Genomic DNA, 24,193 nt, shown 5'->3' with positions numbered 1-24,193 from the left:
GTTTCACATCTTCATGCCGCAGAAAACAGGGTTTCACGGCGCAGCGCGCGGGCGCCGAACATCACCGCGGCGACGACCAGCACGAAGGTAACCAGTGACCCGGCGAGCATCCATGCAGGCGATACCGCGGTCCCGACCAGCAAGCCCTTGAGCCACTGCTGCTGGCCGATCAGCGGCAGCAGCTGCCAGCTATCGGCCAGCTCGATCTGCGCGGCATCGATCATGATCAGTAACGCCAGGGGCGCTATCTGGAAAATACTGAGCTGCGTCTGCGCGTCTTTGAACGACTGCGAGCGTAGCGCCAACAGAATCTGCAGCACTGCCACCAGCAGTGCCAGCGGCAGCAATACCAGCCCCATGGTGATCACACCACCCAGCGTAGTGGCCTGCTGCATACCAAGTTCCGCCAGCGGCATGAACGGCATCAACAGCACCAGCGCCGTGACCGCCAGCAGCGAACCGAGCCAGCCGAGACTGGCCACCGCCAGCATCTTCGCCGTGATCACCTGCCATGCGGGCAGCGGCTGCACCAGTAGGGTCTCCAGGCTGAGCCGCTCCCGCTCACCGGCGGAGGTGTCTACGGAGGTGGCCAGGCTGGCCACAAATAGCGTCAGAATCAGCAGGCCCGGCACCGTGGCAAGAATCAGCGCACCACGCATAGACGGCGTGCTCACGTCGCGCATTTCCAGCTGCCACGGGGCCAGCAGTTGCGGCGCCACACCGCGCGCGGCCAGCCGCTGGTTCACCACCAGCTGCTGCATGGCCGCCAGACGCTCCTGCACCAGGCGCTCGGCGCGCCTGGCGCCAGTGTCCGAGCTGTCTGTATACAGGTAAAGCCGCGGGGCACGGAAATCCTGATAACGCCGGGCAAAATCTTCCGGCACCACCAGTACCAGATCAAAACCCTGCTCCAGCAATGCCGTCGGTTCCCCCTCGACACGCTGCTCCACTTCCAGCAACGGCGAGTCCAGTTTTTCTGCCAGTAGCGGTGCCTCCGCGGCACCGATCAGGGCGACACGGGCAGTTTGTTCGGTCTGCTTCTTGACCACCATCACTGTCCCGCCGGCCAGCATCACCGGAAACAGCAGAGAAAAGCTCACCGCGGTCAACAGCGCACGCCGATCGCGCCAGGCTTCCAGAAACTCTTTTTTCAACAGGGGCAACATCTGCCCCAGGTTTGTCATCAACGAAGTGTAATTCATGCGGGCTCCACCTCCGGTTGCGCCGGCTGTCGGCCATAGGCCAGGGCGACAAAACTATCTTCCAGTGATTCACACCCGGTGGTGCGGCCAAGCGCCTCCGGTGTACCGCAGCCGACGATGCGCCCCGCCGACATGACCAGTACCGTATCCGACAGCTCGGCCACTTCTGGCATCACGTGGCTGGAAAACAGGATCGTGGTGCCGGCCGCCCGCAGCCGCAGCAGGGTCTTGCGCAGCAGCCGCACCGCCAGCACATCCAGCCCGCGAGTGGGCTCATCCAGTATCAGGTGTGGTGGACGGTGCACCAGGGCGCGGGCAAGGGAGACCTTCATGCGCTCCCCCTGGGAAAAGCCGCCCATGCGGCGATCCCACAGCGCATCCAGCTCCAGCTCCTCGCGCACCGAAGCCAGGGCGTCCTGCAGGTTAGCCCCTGTCAGCCCCTGCATCTGTGAAAAAATCTTCAGGTATTCCGCCACTGTGAGGCGTTCGTACAACCCCTCGCGGTCGCCCACAACGCCGAGCTGACGCCGCGCCGCCTGCGGGTCCACGGCGGGATCAATCCCCCCCACCAGAACGCGACCGGACTCGGCCTGCAGCAGACCACAGATGATGCGCAGGCAACTGGTTTTACCGGCGCCGTTTGCGCCCAGCAGCGCAGTAATTTTGCCATCTGGCACATCAAAACTCAGTGACTGCAACACCGGCTTGCCGGCGAAGGACTTACACACATTTTCTACTCGGATCACTGCTCTTCTCCTCCTTGCTCCACCACGCGCGCCGGCCGGGCAATGTCCGGCCCGTAAGCGGCGGCCATAAACGGCGGCCGCTCGATGTCCGCCACACAGGATGCATCCAGTGCGGTGTCCGGTGTATCGAGAAAGGTGCGGATCAGGTCTGGAATACAGCCGCGCGCCGAGTTGATATGCCCTCCCCCGGCAACCACCAGATGCTGCGTGTGCGGCAGGTAGCCCAGCTGGGTATCGGCATAGACGGGCGGCGTGATCGGGTCGGCGCTGCCAGAAATCAGCAGCACCGGGTGATCCCGCGGCTCGGGTTCGGCATAGGGGCGCGGCGCCACCGGCCAGCGCCTGCAGCCCTCAATAAAGGTGCGCACGAAGGCCTCACCGATAAAGGTCCCGGCACTGTCTGAGGCAATCTCATCCGCAGACACCCGGTGCATCTCCTCCGCACAGGCAACCGAGAACGTGAGCCCCATAGACATGCTGCCTTCGAGCTGGGCAAACAGGCCAAAGATACCCGACAACGGCAACAGATTGCCGCGGCGCGCTTCATGTACCGCAAAAGGTAACTGCGCAGCCGCCCCGGGATCGTACAGTGCTGTGCGCACCGCGCTGGCCAGCATCCAGGCCTCGACGGGCTCCTCGCCCGGAACCCCGGTAAACGGATCCGGGAAGCGCGCGGCCTGCTCTGGCGTCCACTGCGTGAGCAACGCGTCGAGCTCGCCGCGCCAGTCACCGAAATTGGCGCAGACCGGATCGACCGCACAGGCCTCCACCAGTTGCTGCAGCGATGCCTCTGCCGCCTGCGCGGTCAGGAATACTTTGGTGTCGATGGGAGCCACACCATCCAGCACCAGGCTCTGTAGAGACTCCGGATACCACTGCTGATACAACAGCGCGGTGCGCGTACCCCAGGAACCGCCCCACAGGGAGATGCGGCGGTGCTTCAGCACCTTGCGCACCGCTTCCAGGTCTTCCACTGTTTGACGGCTGTTGAGGGTTTTGGGACGCTCCGGGTGCGCCTGGTAACAGCTGGCCAGCTGCTCGACAAAGTCCTGCAGCTGCACTGGCATATCTTCGTCCATACCGCAGTCGAACGGGTTGGAATAGCCAGCACCCCGGCGATCTACGAACACAATATCCCGCTCACGATTGAGCTTGCGCAGGGGGTTCAGCAGCTTTGCCAACTGACTGGCCGCCTGCCCAGGGCCCCCTGCGAGCATGTACAGGGGCTCACGCTGGCCACCGCTGACCGCCGGGGCCACCATCACCGAGAGCTCGGCATCACCCGCAACCGGGACCTGATAACAGCGCAAAGACTCTGACCAGCCGTCTAGATAGCAGGGCCGCGACGCCGGCACACCGGTGTCGGCCGCATCAGATTGCGCCTGAGGCGATAGGGCTTGAGGCGATAGGGCTTGAGGCGATAGGGGTTGGGGCGATGAGGGTTGAGCGGGCTGTGCCTGTGCAAGCCATGCGCTGCTCGCCCCCAGAGACAGGGCCAGCACGGCGGCCACTCGGCGGCAGCGCGAGCCGCCGGGATGTTTCCTTACTTCCACGAATCTACTCCTGAGATTTATCATCAGTCCCCGGCAGTCTACCGAACTTTTTGCGCCACCGCTCTAGCCCTCGTGCCGCCTGCCGCGGGATTGCGATGGCGCAGGGTGCCGCGCAGTGGTAAGGTTTGCGGTCGCTGCGCTTTTGAATAATGACTACACACCACCGCATGAGCTTTTCAGATAGAGAAAAACAACTGGTACGGGCCGCTTTTGCCTGGGGACAGATCACCCAGAAGGAAGGCTACACCCTGTCCGACCTGGAAATTGAAAAGTCGGTGCTGTTCCGCCGCCTGCTGGCCGGCCGTCCTCCCCTCGCCTTCCCCCCGCCCCTGCGCCACGGCTTTCCCTGGTACGAGGTGATCGAGGGCCGCAGTGAGCACGTGGTCAATGCCTCCGAGGCCTCCCCCGAACACAGTATCATCGCCCCCGGCAGCAAGCCGGGCGATACCTGCATCCTGATCGATGGTGCCTTCTGGCGCGTTGCGGAGACAATTCGCGAGCGCGAGGAGTACCTGGTGGAATGGGGGGATTACCCGATGCAGTGGCGGCTGTGCAAGCACTGGGAAGTGAATTACGAAATGACCCAGCAGCTGCACATTTTCCGCAAGGAAAATCCGGATGCGAATGTAAATCTCGCCAGCCGCGGCGGGCAGAAGGAGTACAGCGAGTTCCGGGTGGACGACGACCAGACGGTATGGCTCTCCGAGTGGCACCTGACCCGTATTGGCCTGCCGGGCTGGGTGTGGGTTGGCAACGAGGTGACCCCAGAGCCGTGCGTGCACGACCTGACACCCCTGTGCCAGGATCAGCAGGGTGCGCTGGTACTGGGTGTTGCCGGCGCAGAGCGCGGCCCCGGTTGGCTGCGCATTGAGACCGCTGACGGCGACGCCCGCTACATCAAGCTGGGGGATGAGCTCGAATACAAATCGGTCATCGCCTCGGCGGTCACCGAATTCGACCGCCTGCTGCACAGCATTGCCGGGGAAGACCTCGAAGTGATGGATTGCCGCAACGGCGACGTACTGCGCTGCTACCGCGTCCCCATGCAACTGGCACCGCTTGAGCAGTTTGACCTTGGCGACGTGAATTACGATCTGGTGCCTGAGAACGCCTACGCCGGATAACCACCTCCACGGTTTTACGGCGCTCTGTTCACAGCAATCTGGCGCCGGAGCACTGGGTATGTGTTTTTGAAACCGCTGTGGATACATCCCTGTACGCTGCGTCGGCGACGTCCCTGTCGCCGACGCTTTCAAAAACACATACCCAGCACTCCCGCTTCTCCTCTACCCCCGCTACTTCGTAAGCAATTGTTCATGCCACAACAGAATCGAAGTGAAGATTTTCCGCGAAGGTGCTGACGCCGGGGATCGATTCGCGAGACCTTCTAAAACAGGGATGTTTTAGAAGAGCCCCCAGGGATGGGTTCACGGCGTGTCTCGCGAATCGATCCCCGGTGGCAGCGCCGCCAACTAACCAGCTAAAGAACGATACCTGCGGGTCGTTTAATCCACATCCCGCCCGCGACCAGCGCGTAACAATTCAAACCACACCTCCCGATCCAATTCCATTTCCAGCGCCGCCAGTGCAGCAACCAACCGCTCGGGATTACCACTCCCCAGAACCGGAACCATCTTTGAAGGGTGCTTCAACAGCCACGCCAATGCCAATTGCATAGCGCCCACTTCGGGGGCCAGCCCGTGAGACTCACACACACGACGCAATTCCGCCTGCACCCGCAACGCATCCTCGTCGTTGCCGGTGAACAAGCGACCACCGGCAAACGGCGACCACGCCATGGGAACCACCCGGTGCTGCTGGCAATGATCCAGTTGTCCGTCGAACATGGGCACAGAGTGCAGCAGGGAAACTTCGATCTGGTTCGCCACCAGCGGCAGAGACAGGCGCGACTGCAGCAGGTCAAACTGCTGCGGGAGGAAATTGGAGACCGCGAGGTGTTTTACCTTGCCCTCCTGCACCAGCTTTTCGAGAACCGCCGCGAGTTTATCCGCATCCATCAACGGATCCGGGCGGTGCAGCAGCAACAAATCCATCTGCTCCACACCCATATCGCGCAGACTGGTTTCCACTGCTGCGCGCACGTGACTCGCATCGGTATCGTAGTGATTGATGCGCGCACCCGACGCTTCACCGGCAAGGCGAATACTGCACTTGCTGACGATCTCCATACGCTCGCGCAGCTGCGGCTTCAGCTTCAGGGCCTCGCCAAAAAACTGCTCACAGCGGTAATCGCCATAAATGTCTGCGAGATCAAAGGTCGTCACACCCAGGTCCAGCATCTGCTCGAACAGCGACAGGCGTTCGGCGGGGGTGTAGCCCCAGTCGGTCAATCGCCACAGGCCAAAGGCAATGCGCGAAAGCGACAGTTCGGGGGCGAGCGAGGAAGTGATGCGTTGCATAAAAAAATCCGCTGGTTCAAACGATACCAGCGGATTCTCGCACGGCCGGGGAGTCCGGTGCTCCTCCCCGCAACAGGCTTACGGCAGGTTCAGTGTCTCGGCAATGTCGGCCCAGGACACCAGCTTGAAGTTCTGCGACTGGCTGGGCATACGGTTGCGACCGTCCTGCACCACCAGCAGGCCCTGCGGATACTGACTGCCCAGCGCCGCGCTGGACACTTCCAGGCCGTCGGTTTCCGAGCTGCCGTCCAGGCTCTTGTCCAGATTGATGTCCACCCTGAAGTGCCCCACAAACTGGCTACCATCGCGACTGAACAGCGCATAGCTGTTATTGCCCTGGCTCGATACCACCAGGTAACTTTTGTCACCGGCGTGGTAGAAGCCCATACCTTCCACATCCGCCGCCAGGCGTTCGCCGTCCACCGCGGCAATCAGTTGCGGCCCGGCTTCGCCGCCGAGGAAGGCAGCAATATCCAGGCGCCAGATGCCGCCGTCTTCCTCGCCGAAGAACAGCAGCTGCATTTCGTCATCCACCACACAGCCTTCCACCTGGCTTTCGACCTCCAGGGTCGCCAGTTGCCGCAGGCTCCAGTCCACATTGCCGGCACCAGGCACAATCTGCAGCAGCTGCACCGCGCCCTCTTTGTCCGACACCCAGGCCATCAGGTCCGCGCCCTTGCGGTACACGCACAGGCCATAGGGATCTTCCATGGCCAGATTCCGCAGGCCGAGGTACTCCACCTCACCGGCGGCGCTGATACCGAACAGGCTGACACCGGGGTCCGTGCGATTGGTGGCGGCGGCAATGGCGACAAACTTGCCGTGCTGCATCGGGCGCAGGTCCACATTGTTGACCCGGCCCACGGCGAAGTGCTCCAGCAGTTTGCCGTTCAGGTCATACACATTGAGACCGCTTTTCTTGTCCGTGCCGAGAATCAGGCTCGCGGACGGATTGACCGGATTGACCCAGATCGCCGGGTCGTCCGCGGCGTCGCCACCGGAGGACACCGGTGCGGTCTGCGCGCTGGCACGCACCCGCGGGATTTCCAGCGGGCCGCGGAATGCCTGCAGCTCGGCGGCGGGCTCCGGTAGCGTCACCGCAAAGCGGTGCACGCGGTCGCTCTCTTCTTCCAGTGCCAGCAGGGCGCCCTGCTGCACCGCGGCGGATACAGGTTTGATCTCGGCCAGGGTCTCGACAAACTGCGGCCCCTGCTCCGGCGCATGGATGTTGAATGCCAGGACCTTGTCATCCGCCGTCAACCACAGATTGTTGCTGCGGGCATCCAGCCATAAACCGCCGAAGCTTGCCCCGGGCAGTGCACTGGCAGCCACAAAGACTTCCCGCGCCTCATCCATTTCCGCATCGGCATTCAGGCTCCAGATGCCCAGCGGTGGCTGGGCCACAAGCAGCTTGCCACTGCGATCGTCGACCACGCAGGACGACACCTGTTCACCAAAATACAGTGGCCGCACCTCGGTGAACTGCCACGCCTGCTCACGGGGGTGCACCACATACTCGTGGCCGAGGCCACTTTCATCGATGGCGAACAGATGAGTACGGTTCGCCTGTCGGGAAAAGCACAGGGCCTCCTGCGGCGCACTGGTTGCCATGGCCGCCAGGTAACGGATGCGCGGGCTGCCCTCTTCCAGGTCCAGCAGGCGCAATTGCAGCTCACCATTGTCTTCGTCGTAGACCGCAATCAGCCAGTTGTCCTGCGCCAGCTGCTGCAGGGCAAAACGCTCCACCGTGCCGCCGTCCAGCGCAAGCCGCTCGCGACCGCTGGCATCGACCAGAACCAGGCCGCGCTTCTCGCTGGCCAGCAGCAGATAATCGCCACCGCCCAACTGCAACGGCGCCAGCTGGCTGGAGACCACATCCTGCAGCGCCAGTGCATTCTGCGGGGTGATGGGTTTGGGGGCAGCCGCCTGCTCGATCTGCGGGCCACAGGCGCTCAGCAGCCCCACAAGGGACGACACCAGCGCGCCATACAAAAAAGTTTTATACGTCATAGTAGGTTCGTTCTTTGACTGGTCTGTTGTCACTCGGCCGGCACACGGGAGCAAAAAAACGCCTCTCGGGTCAGCAAAGTGGTACACCGATGGCCGATGAATCCTCTTTAAAAAATAGCAGAAAGCCTGGGTCGCCACCGGCGCCAGGCCATCCGCTCCTACTTTTTTCCTGAATCGTTTGCGCGCCCGGTCCGTACTCAGAAAGACGCGTAAGTTACGCCCAGCACGTACGCCGGGCCGTAGGTTTCGTACTGGCCGTTGTAGCCACGGCGATTGGCATAGAACGGCTCGTCGGTCAGGTTCACCCCGCTAAAGAACATTTGCATGCCATTTTCGAAACGGTATCTGGCAGAAAAATCCAGCTGCATGTGTGAGTCTTCGTAGAGGTCAAACGCGTCGTCTTCCAGGTCTACCTCCAGCAGTCGCTCGCCCTTGTAGGCGGTGGACAGGCGCAGGCTCAGGGCATCGCGCTCGTAGCCGACAACAACATTGGCCACCAGATCGGCCTGGGACGGCAGGGAAATCTTGTTGCCGCGCCCGGCGTCTGCACCCAGGCCCAGGTCCGCTTCCGAGTCCGTCACGGTGGCGTTGGCGCGCAGCAGCAAGCCATTGTCGAAACCGCGGGTCCAGGCCAGCTCGGCACCACTCAGGGTGGCGTTGTCGCCGTTGATCGGCTGGAAGATTTCCGCCTCTTGCACTGGCAGGCTGCCCACATACAGGCTGTAGTCGGCGGTGCTGGCCACGTCCGCGGTCACCACGAAGTTGTCGATCTGCTTGTGGAAAGCCCCCAGGGAGAAGATACCCAGGGCGTCGGTGTAGTACTCGAAGGACACATCGAAGTTGCGCGCTTCGTAGGGATCCAGCGCCGGGTTGCCTGCGGCCACCTCCAGTTCTCCCTCGTCGTATTCAATCTCGGCGGCCGACGGATTCAGGTCGCCGAACGACGGGCGAGACAGGGATTCGGTGTAGGCCGCACGCAGCACGATGTTGTCGCTGTAGTCGTACTTGACGTTCACGCTCGGGAACAGGTTGCGGTAGTCGCGCTGGTAGGACACCGCTGAGACATACACGTCGTCGGCGATTTCTTCCGAGTCCGGAATCGCCTCGCCCGACTCCGCCACGCGGTAGCCTTCTGCAGTGAAATCCGTGGCCTCGTAGCGCATACCGTAGGTCAGGTTAGTGCGGCCGAAATCAATATCGTTCATCAGGTAGAGCGCGGAGATATCTTCATGCATCACGTAATCGCGCGCCGAGTCCAGCGCGGTGCTGGTTTGATCGATGTCGAAGCGGTCCAGATTGGCATTGATAAAGGCATTCAGTGCGCCCTTGTCCACCCCCGGGCCAAAATCACCCAGGCCGTAGTCAATCCCGCCATTGGCAAAATCGGCGAGGGTGAAGTCGCCGCCGAAGCCATCGTATACGGTGGCATTCAGGTCGCCGGTTTTTTCCCGACGACGCTCGTGCACACCAAATTTCAGTTCAGACGGGTAGCCCGCCACATCGATGTCGCGGCGGAAGTCGATACGGGCGCTGACCTCCTCGTCGTCGGTAAAGTTATTTTCGACGACCAGCTCGTCCAGCGCATAGCTGGCGGCATCCATTGCGCGGGCATCGGCGGCAAACATCTTCGGGATCTTGCCCGCGCGGGTGTAGCCCAGCTCTAGCCCCTCCTGCACGAATGTGGTGTCGCGACGATCAGGCTCGGCCTCTTCCGCGCGAGAGAAACCCAGTGCGTATTCCACACCCCAGCTGCGCAGATCGTGGGAACCACCGGCCACTACTGACAGGACCTGCTGTTCCTCGAAGCGATCTTTCAACTCTTTTTCCAGCGCTGCGTCGGACCAGATCACGCCACTCGCAGAAACAGTGTCCGGGCTGTCGTTTTCCTCGTCCAGCTTGAAGGAATTGCGCTGGCGCTCTTCATCATCGGCAAAATCCGAGTACAGGGTGTGCAAATAGAGTTGGCTGCCGTCGACAAGCTCCAGGTCGAAATTCGCCGCCAGGCCGGTACGCTCGCGGGTTACGGTGTAGTCGCGCTGCTCGATCTCCGCAGCGGTGACACCGACGCTGCCATCAAGTGCCGTGTATTGCTCCCAGACACCGTCGGTTTCGATATTTTCCGAACCGAAGTTGCGCTGCTGGTGGGACGCCGCAACGGCGACACCCAGGGTGCGGCCAGCGAGCGAGAATTGGTTGGTGTAGGTAGCGGCGAGTTTCGGGCTGTTCTCACCCTGCAGTTCGCCGTAGCCGTTTTCCACGCTTACTTTATAGGTCTGGCCGTCGTGATCCAGACCATTAATACTCTTGATCTCGATGGCGCCGCCGATGGAATCAGCGCTCATGTCCGGGGTCAGGGTTTTGAATACCTCCAGACTGGCCAGCAGATCGGACGGAATCACATCCAGGGCCACCGCGCGACTGTCGGTTTCCGGTGCCGGCAGGCTCACTCCATTGATGGTGGCGGCATTCAGGTTGGGATCGATACCGCGCACGCCGACGAAGCGGCCCTCGCCCTGGTCGCGGGCAATAAACACACCGGGCATGCGCTGCAGGGCTTCGGTCACGTTGGCGTCGGGCAATTCGCCGATGGCCTCGGAGGTTTGCACCGCCACCACTTTATTGGATGCCCGCTGGCGCTGAATATCACTGCGGGCATTGGCCGCCTGGGCCGTGACCTCGATGGTCTCCATTGCCTCGCTGTTCTGTTCCGACGGTTGTTGCGCCACGCTATTGACGCTGATGATTGCGGCGGCAAGCGGCGCCATCATTTTCAAGCTGAATCCTGACTTCATCATAAATCCCCATTCCCTTTGAGCAGTGCTGTGTGAGCTGTGGTTTTGCTGGCAAACGCTATTGGCCGACCGATGGATCGCGGAGATAAATCTAACGCCACGCCCGACCTGTTTATGTGGACGCAGGCTAGTCTTGGGATATGAAGTTCGCGTTACGCTTTTTTTAAATTTGTCACATTGCCGCGCTAGTCTTGATGGGCAACGGCCTACCGCCCAGACACCCGAGGCAGGCCGCTTACAACAATGAATAATTGGTGAATGCTTATGACAGACCACAAACCATCCGATCGTTCACCACAATCGCCGCAATCACCATGCAGCCCCGAACGACGCACCCTGTTCAAAGCCATCGGCGCAGTCACCGCGGCCACCGCCGGTGCCACACTGTTGCCCGGATGCACACGAAAATCCGCGTCAGGCGCGCAAGATAACCTGCGCTTCGCCGAAATACCCCACCGCCTCGATTTCACCCACCACGTACCACAGGGCTACGTTGCCGAGCGGGTGTTGAGCTGGGGGGATCCGCTGGATGCATTTGGCGGCGATTTTATTCCGGAGAAATTGAACGCTCGGGAACAGGCGCGCCGCTTTGGCTACAACAACGACTTCATCGCCTTTATGCCCCTGGCCGAAAACGCCGGCCCCGGCGAGGGCGACAAACACTGCCTGAGCCGCAACAGCGAGCGCGGCCTGCTGTGCGTCAATCACGAATACACCCAGCCGCACCTGATGTTCAGTGGCTATAGCGAAGACAGCGCCCATCGCGGCACCCGTGACGAGCATGTGGCCATCGAGCAGCAGGCGTGCGGGCACACGGTTGTGGAAGTGGAAAAAACCGGTCACGGCTGGCAACCGATTCCGGGCAGCCCCTACAACCGCCGCCTGTCGCTCACTACGCCGATGACGATCGTCGGTCCCGCTGCCGGCGACCGTCGGCTGCAGACCGGCGGCGACCCCAGCGGTACACAGGTATCGGGCACCGTGGGCAACTGCGCCGGCGGCAAGACACCCTGGGGCACGGTACTGATTGCGGAGGAGGGTTTTGGCGGCGCGTTTCAGGGGGATCCGGACAATGTGGCGGATGAAACCGAAGCGCGCAATCACCATGCCTTTGGCATTTCACCGGGCAACCGCAACTGGGGGGATTACGATCAGCGCTTCGACATCACCGTGGAGCCCAACGAACCCAACCGCTTTGGCTGGATGGTGGAATACGACCCTTACTACCCGCAATCCGCGCCACGCAAGCTCACCGCCCTCGGGCGCTTCGAGCACGAGGGTTTCACCCTGGTGAGCAAGCCGGAACAGCCGGTTGTCGCCTACGGCGGCGACGACGACGAACACCAATTCGTCTACCGCTTTGTATCGCACGGCATTTACCGCCCGGGGGACAACCAACACAACCGCACCCTGTTGCACGAGGGCACCCTGTACGCCGCGCAGTTTTCCGAAGGCGGCAGTGGACGCTGGTTACCACTGGTACATGGCCAGGGGCCGCTCACCCGAGAGAACGGATTTCACAACCAGGCAGACGTGCTGGTGGACGCCCGCCGCGCAGCAAAGCTGCTGGGGGCGACGCCGATGGATCGCCCGGAGGATGTGGAAACCAATCCGGTCAACGACTGCACCTATGTGATGCTGACCAAAAACAAGCAGCGCAAACCGGAGGACGTCAACGCGGCCAACCCCCGCGCGCGCAATACCGCGGGCCATGTACTGGAAATCGTACCGCCGGGCCGCAGCGGCGCGCGCGATCATGTCAGTGACACCTTTCGCTGGAATACGTTTTTACTCGGCGGCAATCCCAATGCGGAAAACCCGGCGGAGCGCGGCGCTTACGGCCAGTCGCAGCGCGGCACGATTTCGCCCCACGGCTGGTTTGCCAATCCGGACAATGTGGCCTTTGACCAGCGCGGCAATATGTGGATTGCCACCGATGGCTGCGAGCGCTTCGGCTTTCACGACGGACTGTGGGCGATGGCCACCGAGGGAGAGCAGCGCGCGGCTCCCAAACATTTCTTTGGTTGCCCAGAGGGCGGGGAGCTGTGCGGCCCGGAATTCACCCCGGACGGCAACACCCTGTTTGTTTCGGTGCAGCACCCGGCGGACGCAGACAACTCCACGTTTGATAGCCCGCTGCACCGTTGGCCGGACAACGACCCACGGTTGCCGCCACGGCCATCGGTACTGGCCATCCGTCGTACCGATGGCGGCACCGTGGGTAGTTAGATCGTTGTACAGGGTAGAAATGTCTTGCGGTAGTGGCTGCCAGCCTCACCAGGACTTGAGCCATCGACGGACCGAATCTCTGCGCCACGCCAATAAAATAATCGCCAGCCCAAGGTAAACCGCGGGCTCTATCCAGCCGCTTTTCACCGACCACCAGAAATGCCAGCAGGCGAGCAGTACCACGATATACAGCAGTCCGTGCAACTTCTTCCAGCTGCGCCCCATTTTTTTGAGCAAGGCGGGAAACGAGGTGATTGCCAAAGCCAGCAGCATCAGCCAGGCGGAAAAACCCAGCAGTATATAAGTGCGCTTTACCAGCTCACCGCCGATCAGCGACCAGTCGAGACCGAGATCCAGCACCAGCCAGGTAAGAAAATGCAGCGTGGCCCAGGCGAAGCACCAGAGCCCCAGTGGCCGACGCAGACGGTTTAACTGGCCAAAGTGCAGGGACTTTGCCAGGGGAGAGACCAGCAGGGTAAGCAGCAACAGACGGACGGCACCCATGCCGAGGTAATGAATCAGTTCTTTCACCGGGTCGCCGCCGAGACGCCCCTGATTGATCGCCACGAACAGCCATAACAGGGGCAGCAGTGCCCCGAGATGCACGCCTAGCTGTAAGGTTGTCGCCAGCGGTTTGCGCCAGCTGGCGCCCGGTACAGAGCGGCTCATCAGTAAAACTTTTTCAGATTCATTCCCGAGTACAGGCCGGCGACCTCTTCGCCGTAGCCATTGAATGGCAGGGTTGGTTGGCGCTTCACCGAAAACAGGCCGCCAGGGCCAATAAAGCGCTCGCTGGCCTGGGACCAGCGCGGGTGGTCCACGGCAGGATTCACATTGGCATAAAAGCCGTATTCCTGCGGCGCCAGCTTGTTCCAGCTGGTGGGCGGCATGCGTTCCACCAGCTTGATTTTGACGATCGATTTAATCCCCTTGAAACCGTATTTCCACGGCACCACAAGACGAATGGGCGCGCCATTCTGGGGTGGCAGGGTTTTGCCATACAGCCCTACAGAAAGAATCGTCAGCGGGTGCATCGCCTCGTCCATGCGAAGGCCCTCAACATAGGGATAATCCACGCCGCCACCCACATAGCGGTTGCGCTGGCCCGGCATCTGTTCCGGATCGTACAGGGTTTCAAACGCCACATACCTGGCACGGCTTGTCGGCGCGAACCGCTGCAGGAACTTGCCCAACTCGAACCCCACCCAGGGGATCACCATGGACCAGGCTTCGACGCAGCGCATGCGATAGATGCGCTCTTCCAGCCCGATCTCATTCATCAGTTTCCACACGTCCACGGTGGCGGGCTTTTCCACCTCACCCTCGACGCGCAGGGTCCAGGGTTCTGTTTTCAGGTGCTGGCTGTTCTCCGCCGGGTCTGTTTTGCCGGTGCCAAACTCGTAAAAATTGTTGTGGGTAATGACCTTGGGTTCCGGCGTCAGGATCAGCTCCGGTGCCGGCTTGTGCGCAGTAAACGTCAGCGGCTTGCGCGGTGCTGCCTGCCGTGACTTCCCGCCAAGCAGGTCCAGGCCGTGGCTTTGTCGCGCCAGCAGCAGGCTGCCAATACCGGCACCCAGCCCGGCCAGGACACGGCGACGGGAGACATACGCCGTTTCAGGGGTTATGTGCGCTTCGCGCAGTGTGTGCGACTTGGGTGACTTGATCAGCACGTGTTCTCTCCAGACGGGGGGGACAGCATTTATAGTCGCGGAAACCGGACCAGACTTACACTTGCTACGGCCGCATGGGGCATTTGGTTTTCCACACGTCGTGACACGCTGGCGCGAGCACAGCCTGGCCAGTCATAAATGAGCAGATCTAAGAATCTTTTCATTAAGAATCTTTCCATTAAGAATCTTTCCCGTAGAAACATTCCAGTAAGAACCATTCTAGATAGATTCGTTCACGATTATTGCCAATCGTAATGGGGAACATTTTTCTTGGTGAGATCGGCATCCGCAGGCTAATGTTTTAACTCCACCGCCACTTCTTCGTGAAGCAGTGGTCCCTGGCCCAACATGGCCAACCCCCCAACTGGCCTAGTGAGGTAGCGAACATGCTTGAGACAATCATTGTCATTCTCGTCGTGCTCTGGCTGCTAGGGCTCGTGAGCTCTTACACCATGGGTGGCTTTCTGCACGTATTGCTGGTGATCGCGGTAATACTGTTGATTGTGCGCCTGGTACGGGGCCGCGGACCATAGCGATATGCCGCACCCCGGAACCCGGGGAACTCTGAAAAACGCCGGACTGCCGGCGTTTTTTTATGCGCGCTCGGAAACCCGCGGGCGCGACCCAATCACGAAAAGCGCAGTGAAAATGCCCCGTCAGGTCATAAAAAACTGCTGCAGTCCTACAAGCACATTGGTGGTGGCTACGGAAGCAAGAATCAGCCCCATGACCCGGCTGACGATGCTGGCACCGGCATCGCCAATCCAGCGGTGAATCCAGTTGGCGGTCAACAGTAGCGCCAGCACGATCCCCAGTACCGCGAGCATGGCGGTAGCGGTATTCACCTGGTGAATCGGGTCAAACCGGTGGTTGTCGGTGAGCACCACCGCCGCCAGCATGGCGCCGGGGGAGGCGATCGAGGGCACCGCGAGGGGGAAAATAGCGGTCTCGTGCCCGCCGCGAATAATCTCCACCTCGTGCTCGGGCTTGCCCTCGCCAAAGATCATGGTGAGCGCGAACAGGAACAGCACAATCCCGCCCGCCACCTGGAAGGCGGAGAGCGGCACCCCAATGGCTTCCAGCAGATACTGCCCCGCCAGCAGGAATAGCATCAGAATCACAGTGGCAACGATCACCGCCAGAAAGGCAATCTTGCGCCGCTGCCATTCGCTGTGGCGGCTGGTTACCGCAATGAACACCGGCAGGGTGCCCACCGGATCAATCACCGCAAAGAAAAAGACAAAGCTACTGATCCAATCGTTCAATGGGTAACCTGTAAGCCCGTGCTAGTATCGGCCAATGCAAGGAGAGGAATCCACAAGAGTCTAGTGCATGACAAACCATTCCCCGACGGCCCGGCGTATTGCAAAAACCATTCTCAATGGCTTTGATGCCTATTTTGCCGACTTCCAGAATATTACCCTCGGCGCCAAGGCGCGCTTTGAAACCGCCGCCTGGGCGGCCGTGCGCGAAACCAACAAGGAGCGCATCGACCTGTACAAGGTCAAGGTCAACCAGGTGCTGAAACTGGTGCACTCGGTGACCAGCAAGGATACAACCCAGCTGGAGCTGTGGGGGCAGGCCAAGGCCACCTACGCGCAATTGATTGCCAACAACAATAATTACGAAATTGCCGAGACATTTTTCAATTCTGTGTTCTGCAGCCAGTTCCAGCACGCGCACATTCACGACAGCCACATTTTTGTGAAATCCTCTCGCGCATTGGACGACAAGCCGCTGCGGGACTACAGCATCTATATCAGCTACAGCGGCCGCGATGGGCTGGAGGCGATGATCGAAGATATCCTCGCCGACTACAGCTTTTCCATTCCCTGGGAAGACATGGCGCGGGATGTCGCCAACATCTGCACAAGCCTCCGCGAAGGTCCACTGGCCGGCAAGCTGACCGAGGAAGACGACGAGCAGCGGCTGCGGGTGGATATGCTGGAGTCGGTTTTTTACCGCAACAAGGCCGCCTACCTGGTTGGGCGCCTGATGTTTGCCGGGGAGGTTATTCCGCTGATCCTGCCCTGTCTCAACAATGGCCGCGGCAACATTTTTGTGGACACACTGATCCACGACAACGATTCCGCCAGCATCATTTTCAGTTTTACGCGCTCCTACTTTATGGTGGATGCGCCCATCCCCTCGCGGTTCGTGCGTTTCCTTTCCACCATCATGCCGTTGAAGGAAAAATCCGAGCTGTACAATTCCATCGGTTTCCACAAGCACGGCAAAACCGAGTTCTATCGCCATATTCTGGCGCACATGAAGGTGAGCAACGACAAGTTCGTCATTGCCCCCGGGATCAAGGGCATGGTGATGAGCGTGTTTACCCTCCCCTCCTACCCGGTGGTATTCAAGGTCATCAAGGACAAGTTCGATAACCCCAAGACAGTCACCGAGGAAATTGTCCGGGAAAAGTACAAATTTGTATCCCGTGCCGACCGGGTGGGGCGCATGGCCGATACTCAGGAGTACACCAACTTCATTTTTTACCGCAACCGCTTCAGCGACGAGCTGTTGCAGGAGCTGCAGACACTGGCACCGTCCAAGCTGCTGGTGGATGAAAAGTGGGTCATCATCAAGCATCTGTACGTAGAGCGGCGCATGGAGCCCCTCAACCTGTATCTGGACCAGGCGGATGAGCAGCAGACCATCGAAGCCATGGAAGAGTACGGCAACGCCATCAAACAGCTGGCCGCGGCGGATATCTTTCCCGGCGATATGTTGCTGAAAAACTTCGGGGTCACGCGCCACGGTCGCGTGGTGTTTTACGATTACGACGAGCTCTGCCCGCTCACCGAATGCAATTTTCGCAAGATTCCCGAACCCCGCACGGCGGAGCAGGAGCTGGCCGACCGCCCCTGGTATACGGTGGCGGAGGCGGATGTTTTCCCGGAGGAGTTCCGCCTGTTTTTCTCCGGCAACCCGGTGGCCCGCAATGCCTTCGAGGCGCAGCACAGCGACCTTTACGACTACCGCTACTGGCAGCGCTTGCAGGAGCGGATTCGCGCAGGCCGCGTCGAGAGCACCTTCCCCTACCGCCGCAAGGTGCGTTTTCACCGCATTCCCATCAAGCGCGGGCACACGCAAAGACCGCCCGGCAGCACCAATGGCGGCACACCTGCTGACGGCCGCTAATCAGCGGCTATAGTTACAAGAGCGGTTTGGTACCGATGGAGGTAAGAAGTGCGGTATTTCGGCTGTGGCGCCCTGAGCGTCGTTGTGACGATGTGGAGCCTGTCCCTGAGTGGCTGCGGCTACCTGCCCAGTGAAATGGATACGGGAGCCAAAACCAGCAAGTCACCAGAACCGGGGGCCGCCGCAGGTGTTGTTGTTCACACTGCCAACTGCGAAACCCGCGCCAAGGGCTTCAAGCTGCTCAGCTTTGACGACCTGTACACGGTCACCGGGGATGCCCGCGAGCCATTCCGCCCCGCGCAGAACCTGCCGGATACATACGATGTGCACGCCTACCTGTGGGGCTACGACAACTGCCTGCAAAAAGGCAACTGCCAGCACGGCGATCACTACTGGATGATCAAGCGCGGGCCGGAAGACGATTTTTCCACCTGGGTGGTCACACCGCAGTTCCCCCGCATTACCATCGAATCCCGCTGCAAAGACCATTTGAAAGTCGGCAAGCGCTATCGGCTGTCCATCAAAAACGGCAAGCTGGTCGGGCTCAGCCGTAACTGAGCCCCTCACACCTCTGCTTTTTTCAGGTAGCGGTAAATCGCATCCTGCGCGCGCACGCTGCGCTTGGCCTTTGCGTTAGCGATGCGGCTATTGCTCTGGTCCGCATCCAGCACGCGCGCTTTCTGGTTGTCCTGCCACTGCAGTTCGAGAATATCCAGCACGGTTTTCCGGTGCGCTGCACTCAGTAGCGGAAAGGTGACTTCCACCCGGTGATCCAGGTTTCGGGTCATCAGGTCTGCCGATGACAGATACACCTGGGTATCCCCACCGTTGTGAAAGGCATAGACCCGCGCGTGCTCCAGGTATTTGTCCACCAGGCTCACCACCTGGATGTTGTCAGACAGCCCCCGGGTCTGGCACAGCAGGGCACACATGCTGCGCACAATGATTCGCACACGCACCCCCGCCGCATCGGCACGGTACAGGTGCTCGATCACCTCGGAATCCACCAGGTTGTTACATTTGATAAAAATTTCCGCAGGTTCACCCGCCACGGCCGCGGTAATTTCCCGCTCGATACACGCCAGAATATTGGAGCGGTTGCTGTGGGGCGACATCCACACATGGTGGTAATCCGGCTGCAAGTGCGGCTGCTTGATGAAATCGAATACCCGGTAGGCATCTTCACCCAGCTTGTCATCGCTCGTCAGCAGGCTGAAGTCACAGTAAAAACGCGCCGTACTCTCGTTAAAATTACCGGTACCAAAGTGGCTGTAATAGCGATTGCGCCCGCCCTCTTCTCGCAGGATGGAAATCAGCTTGCAGTGCACTTTCAGCCCCGGCACACCATAAATGACCTCGACGCCCGCATCGCTCAATTCATTGGACCAGTGAATGTTGGCCTGCTCATCAAACCGCGCCTGCAATTCCACCACCGCCGTAACCTGTTTCTGGTTGCGCACCGCATTGACCAGCGCCGCCACCACACGGGAATTCTGCGCAACCCGGTAGAGATTGATGCGGATTTCCCGCACCCAGGGATCGATGGCGGCAGACGCCAGCAACTTGGTGATGACGCGGAAATCGTGGTACGGGTAATAGCACAGCCTGTCGCCCTCCCGCAGCCAGTCAAAAATATTGGCGCTGTCCGGAAGCGTGGGTAGCGGTTTGATCTTGCGGTAGGTGTGCTGCCGACTGTCGGCCGGGAAACGCATGAAATCCTTGGAGTTGTGGTAGCGCCCACCGGGCGTATAGCTGTCGTAGCGCCCCATTTTCAGCTTCTTCTTGATCAGCTGCAGCAGCGCCTCCGGCATGGTGGAGTCGTAAACCAGGCGCACCGGCTCCGCCTGTTTGCGTTTCTTCAGCGACTTCGCCACCCGGTCGACAATGTTCTGGGTCACGTGTTCACCCAGCTCCAGCTCTGCATCCCGGCTGATTTTAAACGTGTAGGCGGCGGCCTTTTCGATCGGCAGCACGTAGCGGAATACATCCACCAGACACGCGCGGATCACATTGTCGAGCACGATGTACACCTTCTCGCGATGCTTGTCCCGGTGCGGGATAGCCACGAAGCGCGGCAGGATATCCGTGGGTAACTCCAGCCCGGCAAAGCGCAGGCTGCCATCTTCCAGCTCCAGATAGATACCGAAGTAAATGCTCGCCTCATTTAATAACGGCATGGTTTCCCGGTCATCGATGAAAAACGGCTCCAGCTCCGGCAACACCTCGCGGTGAAAATATTCTTCTACATAGGCGCGCTGATTGTCGGTAAGCTGGCGTTCATTGATCACATGAATGTCGTTTCGGCCCAGGTCTTCCAGCACCTTGTTATAGGCGTTGCCAAAGCGCGCCTGCAGGCGCAGTACCTTTTCATTGATCTGCCCCAGCAGGTCGGAGAATTGATCTTTCTTCTTGCTGCCCTTGGTGAACGTGGCCAGTCGCCGCACATCGGCCACACGCACCCGGTAAAATTCATCGAGATTGTTAGAGAAGATGCCAAGAAAGCGCACCCGTTCAATAATGGGCACGCTGTCGTCTTCAACTTCCTGCAGGACACGGGCGTTGAAGGAAAGCCAGCTGAGCTCCTTGGGGTACAGGGGAATGTCGTTTGCCATACTCTCTACTGCATTCTCCATCGAAAAGGTTTCCGCGTGATTCACGCCGTGGTGGCCATGGCCTGCTGGCAGAGCATACCGCCGCCGACATTGGCATCGGTGCTTTAGAAAGCCATAGGTGATGACTGCATAGTTTGCTACATTTTTGTTACGAGTATTTGACAACCATAACCATGACCGCCGATACCGAAGCCACGCACGAACGTTACGCCGCTCTCGACCTGGGCTCCAACAGTTTTCACCTGTTGCTGGCAGAATTTCGCGAGCAACGCATGGTGCGCCTGCACACCGACCGCGCCATGGTGCGCCTCGCGGAAGGCCTCGATCGCGAGGGCAATCTGGCGCCGGCAGTGGCGGAGCGGGCGCTGGAAGCCCTGCGCCGCTTCGCCCCCGTAATCCAGGGCCTGCCACTGGAAAATGTGCGGGCGGTGGGCACCAATACGCTGCGGTTGGCGAGTTCCCGCGCGGACGGGTTTCTGGAAGCCGCCGAGTCCATCCTGGGTGCCCCCATCGAAATCATCTCGGGTATTGAAGAGGCGCGGCTGATCTACTCCGGGGTCATGGCGGCAGCAGAGGGCGCACCGCAGCTGCGCTGCGTGGTGGATATCGGCGGCGGCTCTACGGAGCTGGTGCGCGGGGTAGAGCATCCCCGCCAGCTGCACAGCGTGAACATGGGCTGCGTAGGCTTCAACCGACGCTTTTTCGACAGCGGAAAGATCGATGCGGGCAAGCGCAACAATTTTATCCGCGCGCGCCGGGCCGCCCAGGCGGAACTGCAGGAGCTGCAGCATATGGCCGACGATGCCCTGGTGATGGGCGCTTCCGGCACGGTCAAATCCGTTGCGCGGGTACTGAATGACGGCGAGCTATTGCCCATTCAGCGCGATGCGCTCGATCGGCTCGCCGACAAGGTGGCGAGCTGTAAAACCGTCGACGCCATTGACCTGCCTCATCTAAACCCGGAAAGACGCCCGGTATTCGCCGCCGGGCTGGCTATTTTGCACGGCATTTTTCGCGAGCTGGATATCCAGCAGATGCAGGTTTCGCCCTACGCCATCCGCGAGGGTATCGTGCACGACCTGGCAGGCCGCGCCGCCGGCGGCGATCGTCGCGCGGATACGGTGTTGGCCCTGATGGAGCGCGGTGCCGTCGATCCCGAACAGGCCAGACGGGTTGCCAATACCGCGTTGCAATTCCTCGGCCAGTTAAATCCCTATACTCCGGTAGCCCAGCGGCGCCTGCTGCGCTGGGCCGCCGACCTGCACGAACTCGGCCTGGCACTGTCCCACAGCAGTTTTCGCAAACTCGGCGCCTACATGATCGAGCATGCGGACATGGCCGGGTTCAGTAAAAGCGAACAGGAAAACCTGGCTTACCTGGTGCGCAACCAGCGCGGCGACATCAAGGAAGTCAAAGAGCACTACGGTTTCCACCCAGGAGCAGAGCTGCTACTGTGCCTGCGCCTGGCCTGCATCGTGCACCGGGACCATATGGACCGCAGCATCGATGGCCTTAGCCTGTCGGCAGACGGCCCCGGCTATCGCCTGCACGTTCCCGAAAGCTGGATGTATCAGTATCCCGCCATCGAGGACCTGCTGGAGCTGGAGGTGGAGTGCTGGGAAGACAAACAAATCAAACTGACGGTACAACAAACTTAGGCGACCCGTGAGCAAAACCGACCCCAGCGCAACTTCCTCCGATGCACTTTCCCCCGATGCACTTTCACTCAATGCACGCTCCCTCGAACAAGTGCACCTGCAGCACCGCTTTGCCGATCTGGGTGCGGTCTTCGGCACCCCCACCGCGCCCACCCCGTTGCGCGCGCCGCACACTATCCACGTGAACCCGTCGGCACTGGCACTGCTGGGCATCGACCCGCGCGAGGCCAGCCGTGCAGAGTGGGCGCAGCTCGCCAGCGGCGCGCAACTATTTGCTGGCAGCGCCCCCTTCGCGATGAAATATACCGGCCACCAGTTCGGCGGCTATAACCCCGACCTCGGCGACGGCCGCGCACTTTTACTCGGGGAAATCGAGCACCAGGGCAAGCGCTGGGACCTGCATCTGAAAGGCGCCGGTAAAACCCCCTACTCCCGCTTCGGCGATGGCCGCGCCGTATTGCGCTCCACTATTCGCGAGTATCTGGCCGGCGAGGCGCTCACCGCGCTCGGCATCCGCAGTACCCGGGCGCTGTGCATCGTAGGCAGTGACGAACCGGTGGCCCGGGAAACCATGGAGACCGGCGCCGCACTGATTCGCGTCGCCCGCACCCATATCCGCTTCGGCCATTTTGAGTACCTGTTCTACACACGCCAACTGGAAGCCCAGAAACAGCTGGTACAGTTCGTCTGCGCACAGTTTTTGCCGGAGGTGTGTGACCAGCCTGTGGCGGCCCAGGCCGAGGCTCTGTTGCGTTTCACCGTACAGCGCAGCGCCGAGCTGGCCGCGGGCTGGCAATCGGTGGGCTTCGCCCACGGCGTACTGAACACCGACAACATGTCGATCATCGGCGATACGTTTGACTTCGGCCCCTACGGATTTCTCGACGACTACGAGCCAGGCTTCATCTGCAACCATTCGGATCACACCGGGCGCTACGCATTTGATGCGCAACCCGGTGTGGTGCTGTGGAATCTGAACGCGCTGGCACACGCGTTTTCCTCCCTGCTGGACACCGAGACACTGAAAGACTGCCTCGGCGAGTACCAGCCGCTGCTGATAGCGCACTATGCGAACTTGATGCGCGCGAAACTGGGCCTGGCAATACACGACGAAAACGACCAGCAGCTGTGCGCCGATCTGCTGCAGTTGCTGGAGCAGGGACAGGCAGACTATTCCCTGTTTTTTCGCGCGCTGAGCCGCTATACCGGCGAGCGGCCGGCCGACGCACTGGCGAAACTGGTGGCTCCGGCACAACACCAGGCCCTGTCCGACTGGCTGCACCATTACGACCAGCGGCTGCAGAAAGAAACCCGGCCCGCCGAAGCGCGCCGGCACGCCATGCTGGGCACCAACCCCAAGTTCATCCTGCGCAACTATCTTGCGCAGCGCGTGATTGAGGCGGCGCAGGCCGGCGACTACCAGCCCCTGGCCACCTTCTTCACGCTATTGCAGTCCCCATTCGAGGAGCATCCGGGGTTTGATGACTGGGCTGCCGCACCGGCGGAATCCGGCAAGCACTTGCCGATCAGCTGCTCCTCGTGAGACCCGCCCCGCTCTGACGGTGCAGGAACCGCTGGCGGTATATTTTCCTGCGCGGTGGTTTCGGCGATTTCCCGCGGCCTTTTCTTGCTGCACCACGACCTCAAGCATCTACACTAGAATGGAAGCCTCAGGGCAGAAATAGACCGAATATGGTGTTATGGTCACACCTTATTCTAGCGATGGACCTCTTATGAAAACTCTACTGCTTGCCGTTACTGCGTTACTCGTTTCTACCCAACTCGCCTTCGCCGATGTGGTCGGGCGCTGGACGACCATCGACGACGAAACCGGACAGAAAAAGTCCATCGTCGAGATCTACGAACAGGGTGGTAAATACTACGGTCGCGTGGTCGACCTGCTGATGAAGCCGGACGACACCGTGTGTGACGCCTGCCCCGGCGATCGCAAGGGCAAACAGATTGTGGGTATGAACATCATCACCGATATGGTGAAAAAGGGCGACGTGTTCGAGGGCGGCCAGATCCTCGATCCGGCCAAGGGCAAGGTGTACGACTGCAAAATGTGGGAGGAAGGCGGCAACCTGAAAGTCCGCGGCTACCTCGGCTTTTTCTACCGCACCCAGACCTGGTATCCGGCCAAGTAATCGAATACGA

General features: G+C 60.5%; 18 protein-coding genes. 8 read left to right on the top strand and 10 right to left on the bottom strand.

Annotated elements, in window-relative coordinates:
• Window positions 1-11 precede the first annotated feature (11 nt).
• Genes JF535_RS06350 through JF535_RS06340 form a run of 3 tightly spaced genes read right to left on the bottom strand, consistent with a single transcriptional unit; the run spans window position 12 to window position 3,258 of the window.
• Complete coding sequence (locus tag JF535_RS06350; RefSeq protein WP_207000469.1) at window positions 12-1,202, bottom strand: ABC transporter permease; 1,191 nt, start codon at window positions 1,200-1,202, stop codon at window positions 12-14.
• Window positions 1,199-1,948: an ATP-binding cassette domain-containing protein gene (locus tag JF535_RS06345; RefSeq protein ID WP_207000467.1), complete on the bottom strand. Its 750-nt coding sequence runs from the start codon at window positions 1,946-1,948 to the stop codon at window positions 1,199-1,201. The genes JF535_RS06350 and JF535_RS06345 overlap by 4 nt, the downstream gene beginning before the upstream one ends.
• Window positions 1,945-3,258, bottom strand: a complete 1,314-nt coding sequence (locus JF535_RS06340; RefSeq protein ID WP_242523737.1) for an alpha/beta hydrolase — start codon at window positions 3,256-3,258, stop codon at window positions 1,945-1,947. Before JF535_RS06340 ends, JF535_RS06345 begins: the two co-directional genes overlap by 4 nt.
• Window positions 3,259-3,668: 410 nt before the next feature.
• Here JF535_RS06340 and JF535_RS06335 point away from each other — a divergent pair, with 410 nt between their 5' ends.
• Window positions 3,669-4,625 (top strand): hypothetical protein, encoded by a 957-nt coding sequence (locus JF535_RS06335; protein WP_207000464.1) that lies wholly within the window; start codon window positions 3,669-3,671, stop codon window positions 4,623-4,625.
• A gap of 381 nt (window positions 4,626-5,006) precedes the next feature.
• Here JF535_RS06335 and JF535_RS06330 read toward each other — a convergent pair whose 3' ends face one another.
• The 3 genes from JF535_RS06330 to JF535_RS06320 all read right to left on the bottom strand — a co-directional run bounded on the left by JF535_RS06330 (window position 5,007) and on the right by JF535_RS06320 (window position 10,726).
• Window positions 5,007-5,921 (bottom strand): aldo/keto reductase, encoded by a 915-nt coding sequence (locus tag JF535_RS06330; RefSeq protein ID WP_207000462.1) that lies wholly within the window; start codon window positions 5,919-5,921, stop codon window positions 5,007-5,009.
• A gap of 78 nt (window positions 5,922-5,999) precedes the next feature.
• Window positions 6,000-7,931: a phytase gene (locus JF535_RS06325; RefSeq protein ID WP_207000459.1), complete on the bottom strand. Its 1,932-nt coding sequence runs from the start codon at window positions 7,929-7,931 to the stop codon at window positions 6,000-6,002.
• 197 nt (window positions 7,932-8,128) lie between these two features.
• Window positions 8,129-10,726 (bottom strand): TonB-dependent receptor, encoded by a 2,598-nt coding sequence (locus JF535_RS06320; RefSeq protein ID WP_207000457.1) that lies wholly within the window; start codon window positions 10,724-10,726, stop codon window positions 8,129-8,131.
• 261 nt (window positions 10,727-10,987) lie between these two features.
• On the opposite strand from JF535_RS06320, the gene JF535_RS06315 reads away from it, so the two are divergent.
• Window positions 10,988-12,952 carry a PhoX family protein gene (locus JF535_RS06315; RefSeq protein WP_207000455.1) on the top strand — a complete coding sequence of 655 codons (1,965 nt, stop codon included), beginning with the start codon at window positions 10,988-10,990 and terminating at the stop codon, window positions 12,950-12,952.
• 45 nt (window positions 12,953-12,997) lie between these two features.
• Here JF535_RS06315 and JF535_RS06310 read toward each other — a convergent pair whose 3' ends face one another.
• Both JF535_RS06310 and msrP read right to left on the bottom strand, forming a co-directional pair.
• Window positions 12,998-13,621 (bottom strand): protein-methionine-sulfoxide reductase heme-binding subunit MsrQ, encoded by a 624-nt coding sequence (locus JF535_RS06310; protein ID WP_207000454.1) that lies wholly within the window; start codon window positions 13,619-13,621, stop codon window positions 12,998-13,000.
• Window positions 13,621-14,622: a protein-methionine-sulfoxide reductase catalytic subunit MsrP gene (gene msrP, locus JF535_RS06305; protein ID WP_207000452.1), complete on the bottom strand. Its 1,002-nt coding sequence runs from the start codon at window positions 14,620-14,622 to the stop codon at window positions 13,621-13,623. Before msrP ends, JF535_RS06310 begins: the two co-directional genes overlap by 1 nt.
• Before the next feature lie 386 nt (window positions 14,623-15,008).
• Between msrP and JF535_RS06300 the strand changes: the two genes are divergently transcribed.
• Window positions 15,009-15,155, top strand: coding sequence for a lmo0937 family membrane protein (locus tag JF535_RS06300; RefSeq protein WP_153039253.1), 147 nt, complete (start codon window positions 15,009-15,011; stop codon window positions 15,153-15,155).
• 123 nt (window positions 15,156-15,278) lie between these two features.
• Here the strand turns inward: JF535_RS06300 and JF535_RS06295 are convergent, their stop codons facing one another.
• Window positions 15,279-15,887 carry a MarC family protein gene (locus JF535_RS06295; RefSeq protein ID WP_066967290.1) on the bottom strand — a complete coding sequence of 203 codons (609 nt, stop codon included), beginning with the start codon at window positions 15,885-15,887 and terminating at the stop codon, window positions 15,279-15,281.
• A 67-nt stretch (window positions 15,888-15,954) separates the two neighbouring features.
• On the opposite strand from JF535_RS06295, the gene aceK reads away from it, so the two are divergent.
• Window positions 15,955-17,766, top strand: a complete 1,812-nt coding sequence (aceK, locus tag JF535_RS06290) for a bifunctional isocitrate dehydrogenase kinase/phosphatase (RefSeq protein WP_207000450.1) — start codon at window positions 15,955-15,957, stop codon at window positions 17,764-17,766.
• A gap of 48 nt (window positions 17,767-17,814) precedes the next feature.
• Window positions 17,815-18,324, top strand: coding sequence for a hypothetical protein (locus JF535_RS06285; protein WP_207000448.1), 510 nt, complete (start codon window positions 17,815-17,817; stop codon window positions 18,322-18,324).
• A gap of 5 nt (window positions 18,325-18,329) precedes the next feature.
• Here the strand turns inward: JF535_RS06285 and ppk1 are convergent, their stop codons facing one another.
• Window positions 18,330-20,399 (bottom strand): polyphosphate kinase 1, encoded by a 2,070-nt coding sequence (ppk1, locus tag JF535_RS06280; RefSeq protein ID WP_242523736.1) that lies wholly within the window; start codon window positions 20,397-20,399, stop codon window positions 18,330-18,332.
• Window positions 20,400-20,551: 152 nt separating this feature from the next.
• On the opposite strand from ppk1, the gene JF535_RS06275 reads away from it, so the two are divergent.
• From JF535_RS06275 to JF535_RS06265, 3 genes are all read left to right on the top strand, one after another.
• Window positions 20,552-22,036 carry a Ppx/GppA phosphatase family protein gene (locus JF535_RS06275; RefSeq protein WP_207000446.1) on the top strand — a complete coding sequence of 495 codons (1,485 nt, stop codon included), beginning with the start codon at window positions 20,552-20,554 and terminating at the stop codon, window positions 22,034-22,036.
• A gap of 7 nt (window positions 22,037-22,043) precedes the next feature.
• The gene (locus JF535_RS06270; RefSeq protein ID WP_340674135.1) at window positions 22,044-23,579 is read left to right on the top strand and encodes a protein adenylyltransferase SelO; all 1,536 of its coding nucleotides are present in this window, start codon (window positions 22,044-22,046) and stop codon (window positions 23,577-23,579) included.
• A gap of 190 nt (window positions 23,580-23,769) precedes the next feature.
• On the top strand, window positions 23,770-24,183 hold the full coding sequence (locus JF535_RS06265) for a DUF2147 domain-containing protein (protein ID WP_207000444.1): 414 nt from the start codon (window positions 23,770-23,772) through the stop codon (window positions 24,181-24,183).
• The last annotated feature ends 10 nt before the right edge of the window (window positions 24,184-24,193 follow it).

The sequence above is a fragment of the Microbulbifer salipaludis genome, assembly GCF_017303155.1.
Lineage (GTDB): Bacteria > Pseudomonadota > Gammaproteobacteria > Pseudomonadales > Cellvibrionaceae > Microbulbifer > Microbulbifer salipaludis.
The sequence above is the reverse complement of the archived record's forward strand: the minus strand, read 5'-3'. Positions and strand labels throughout refer to the sequence as shown.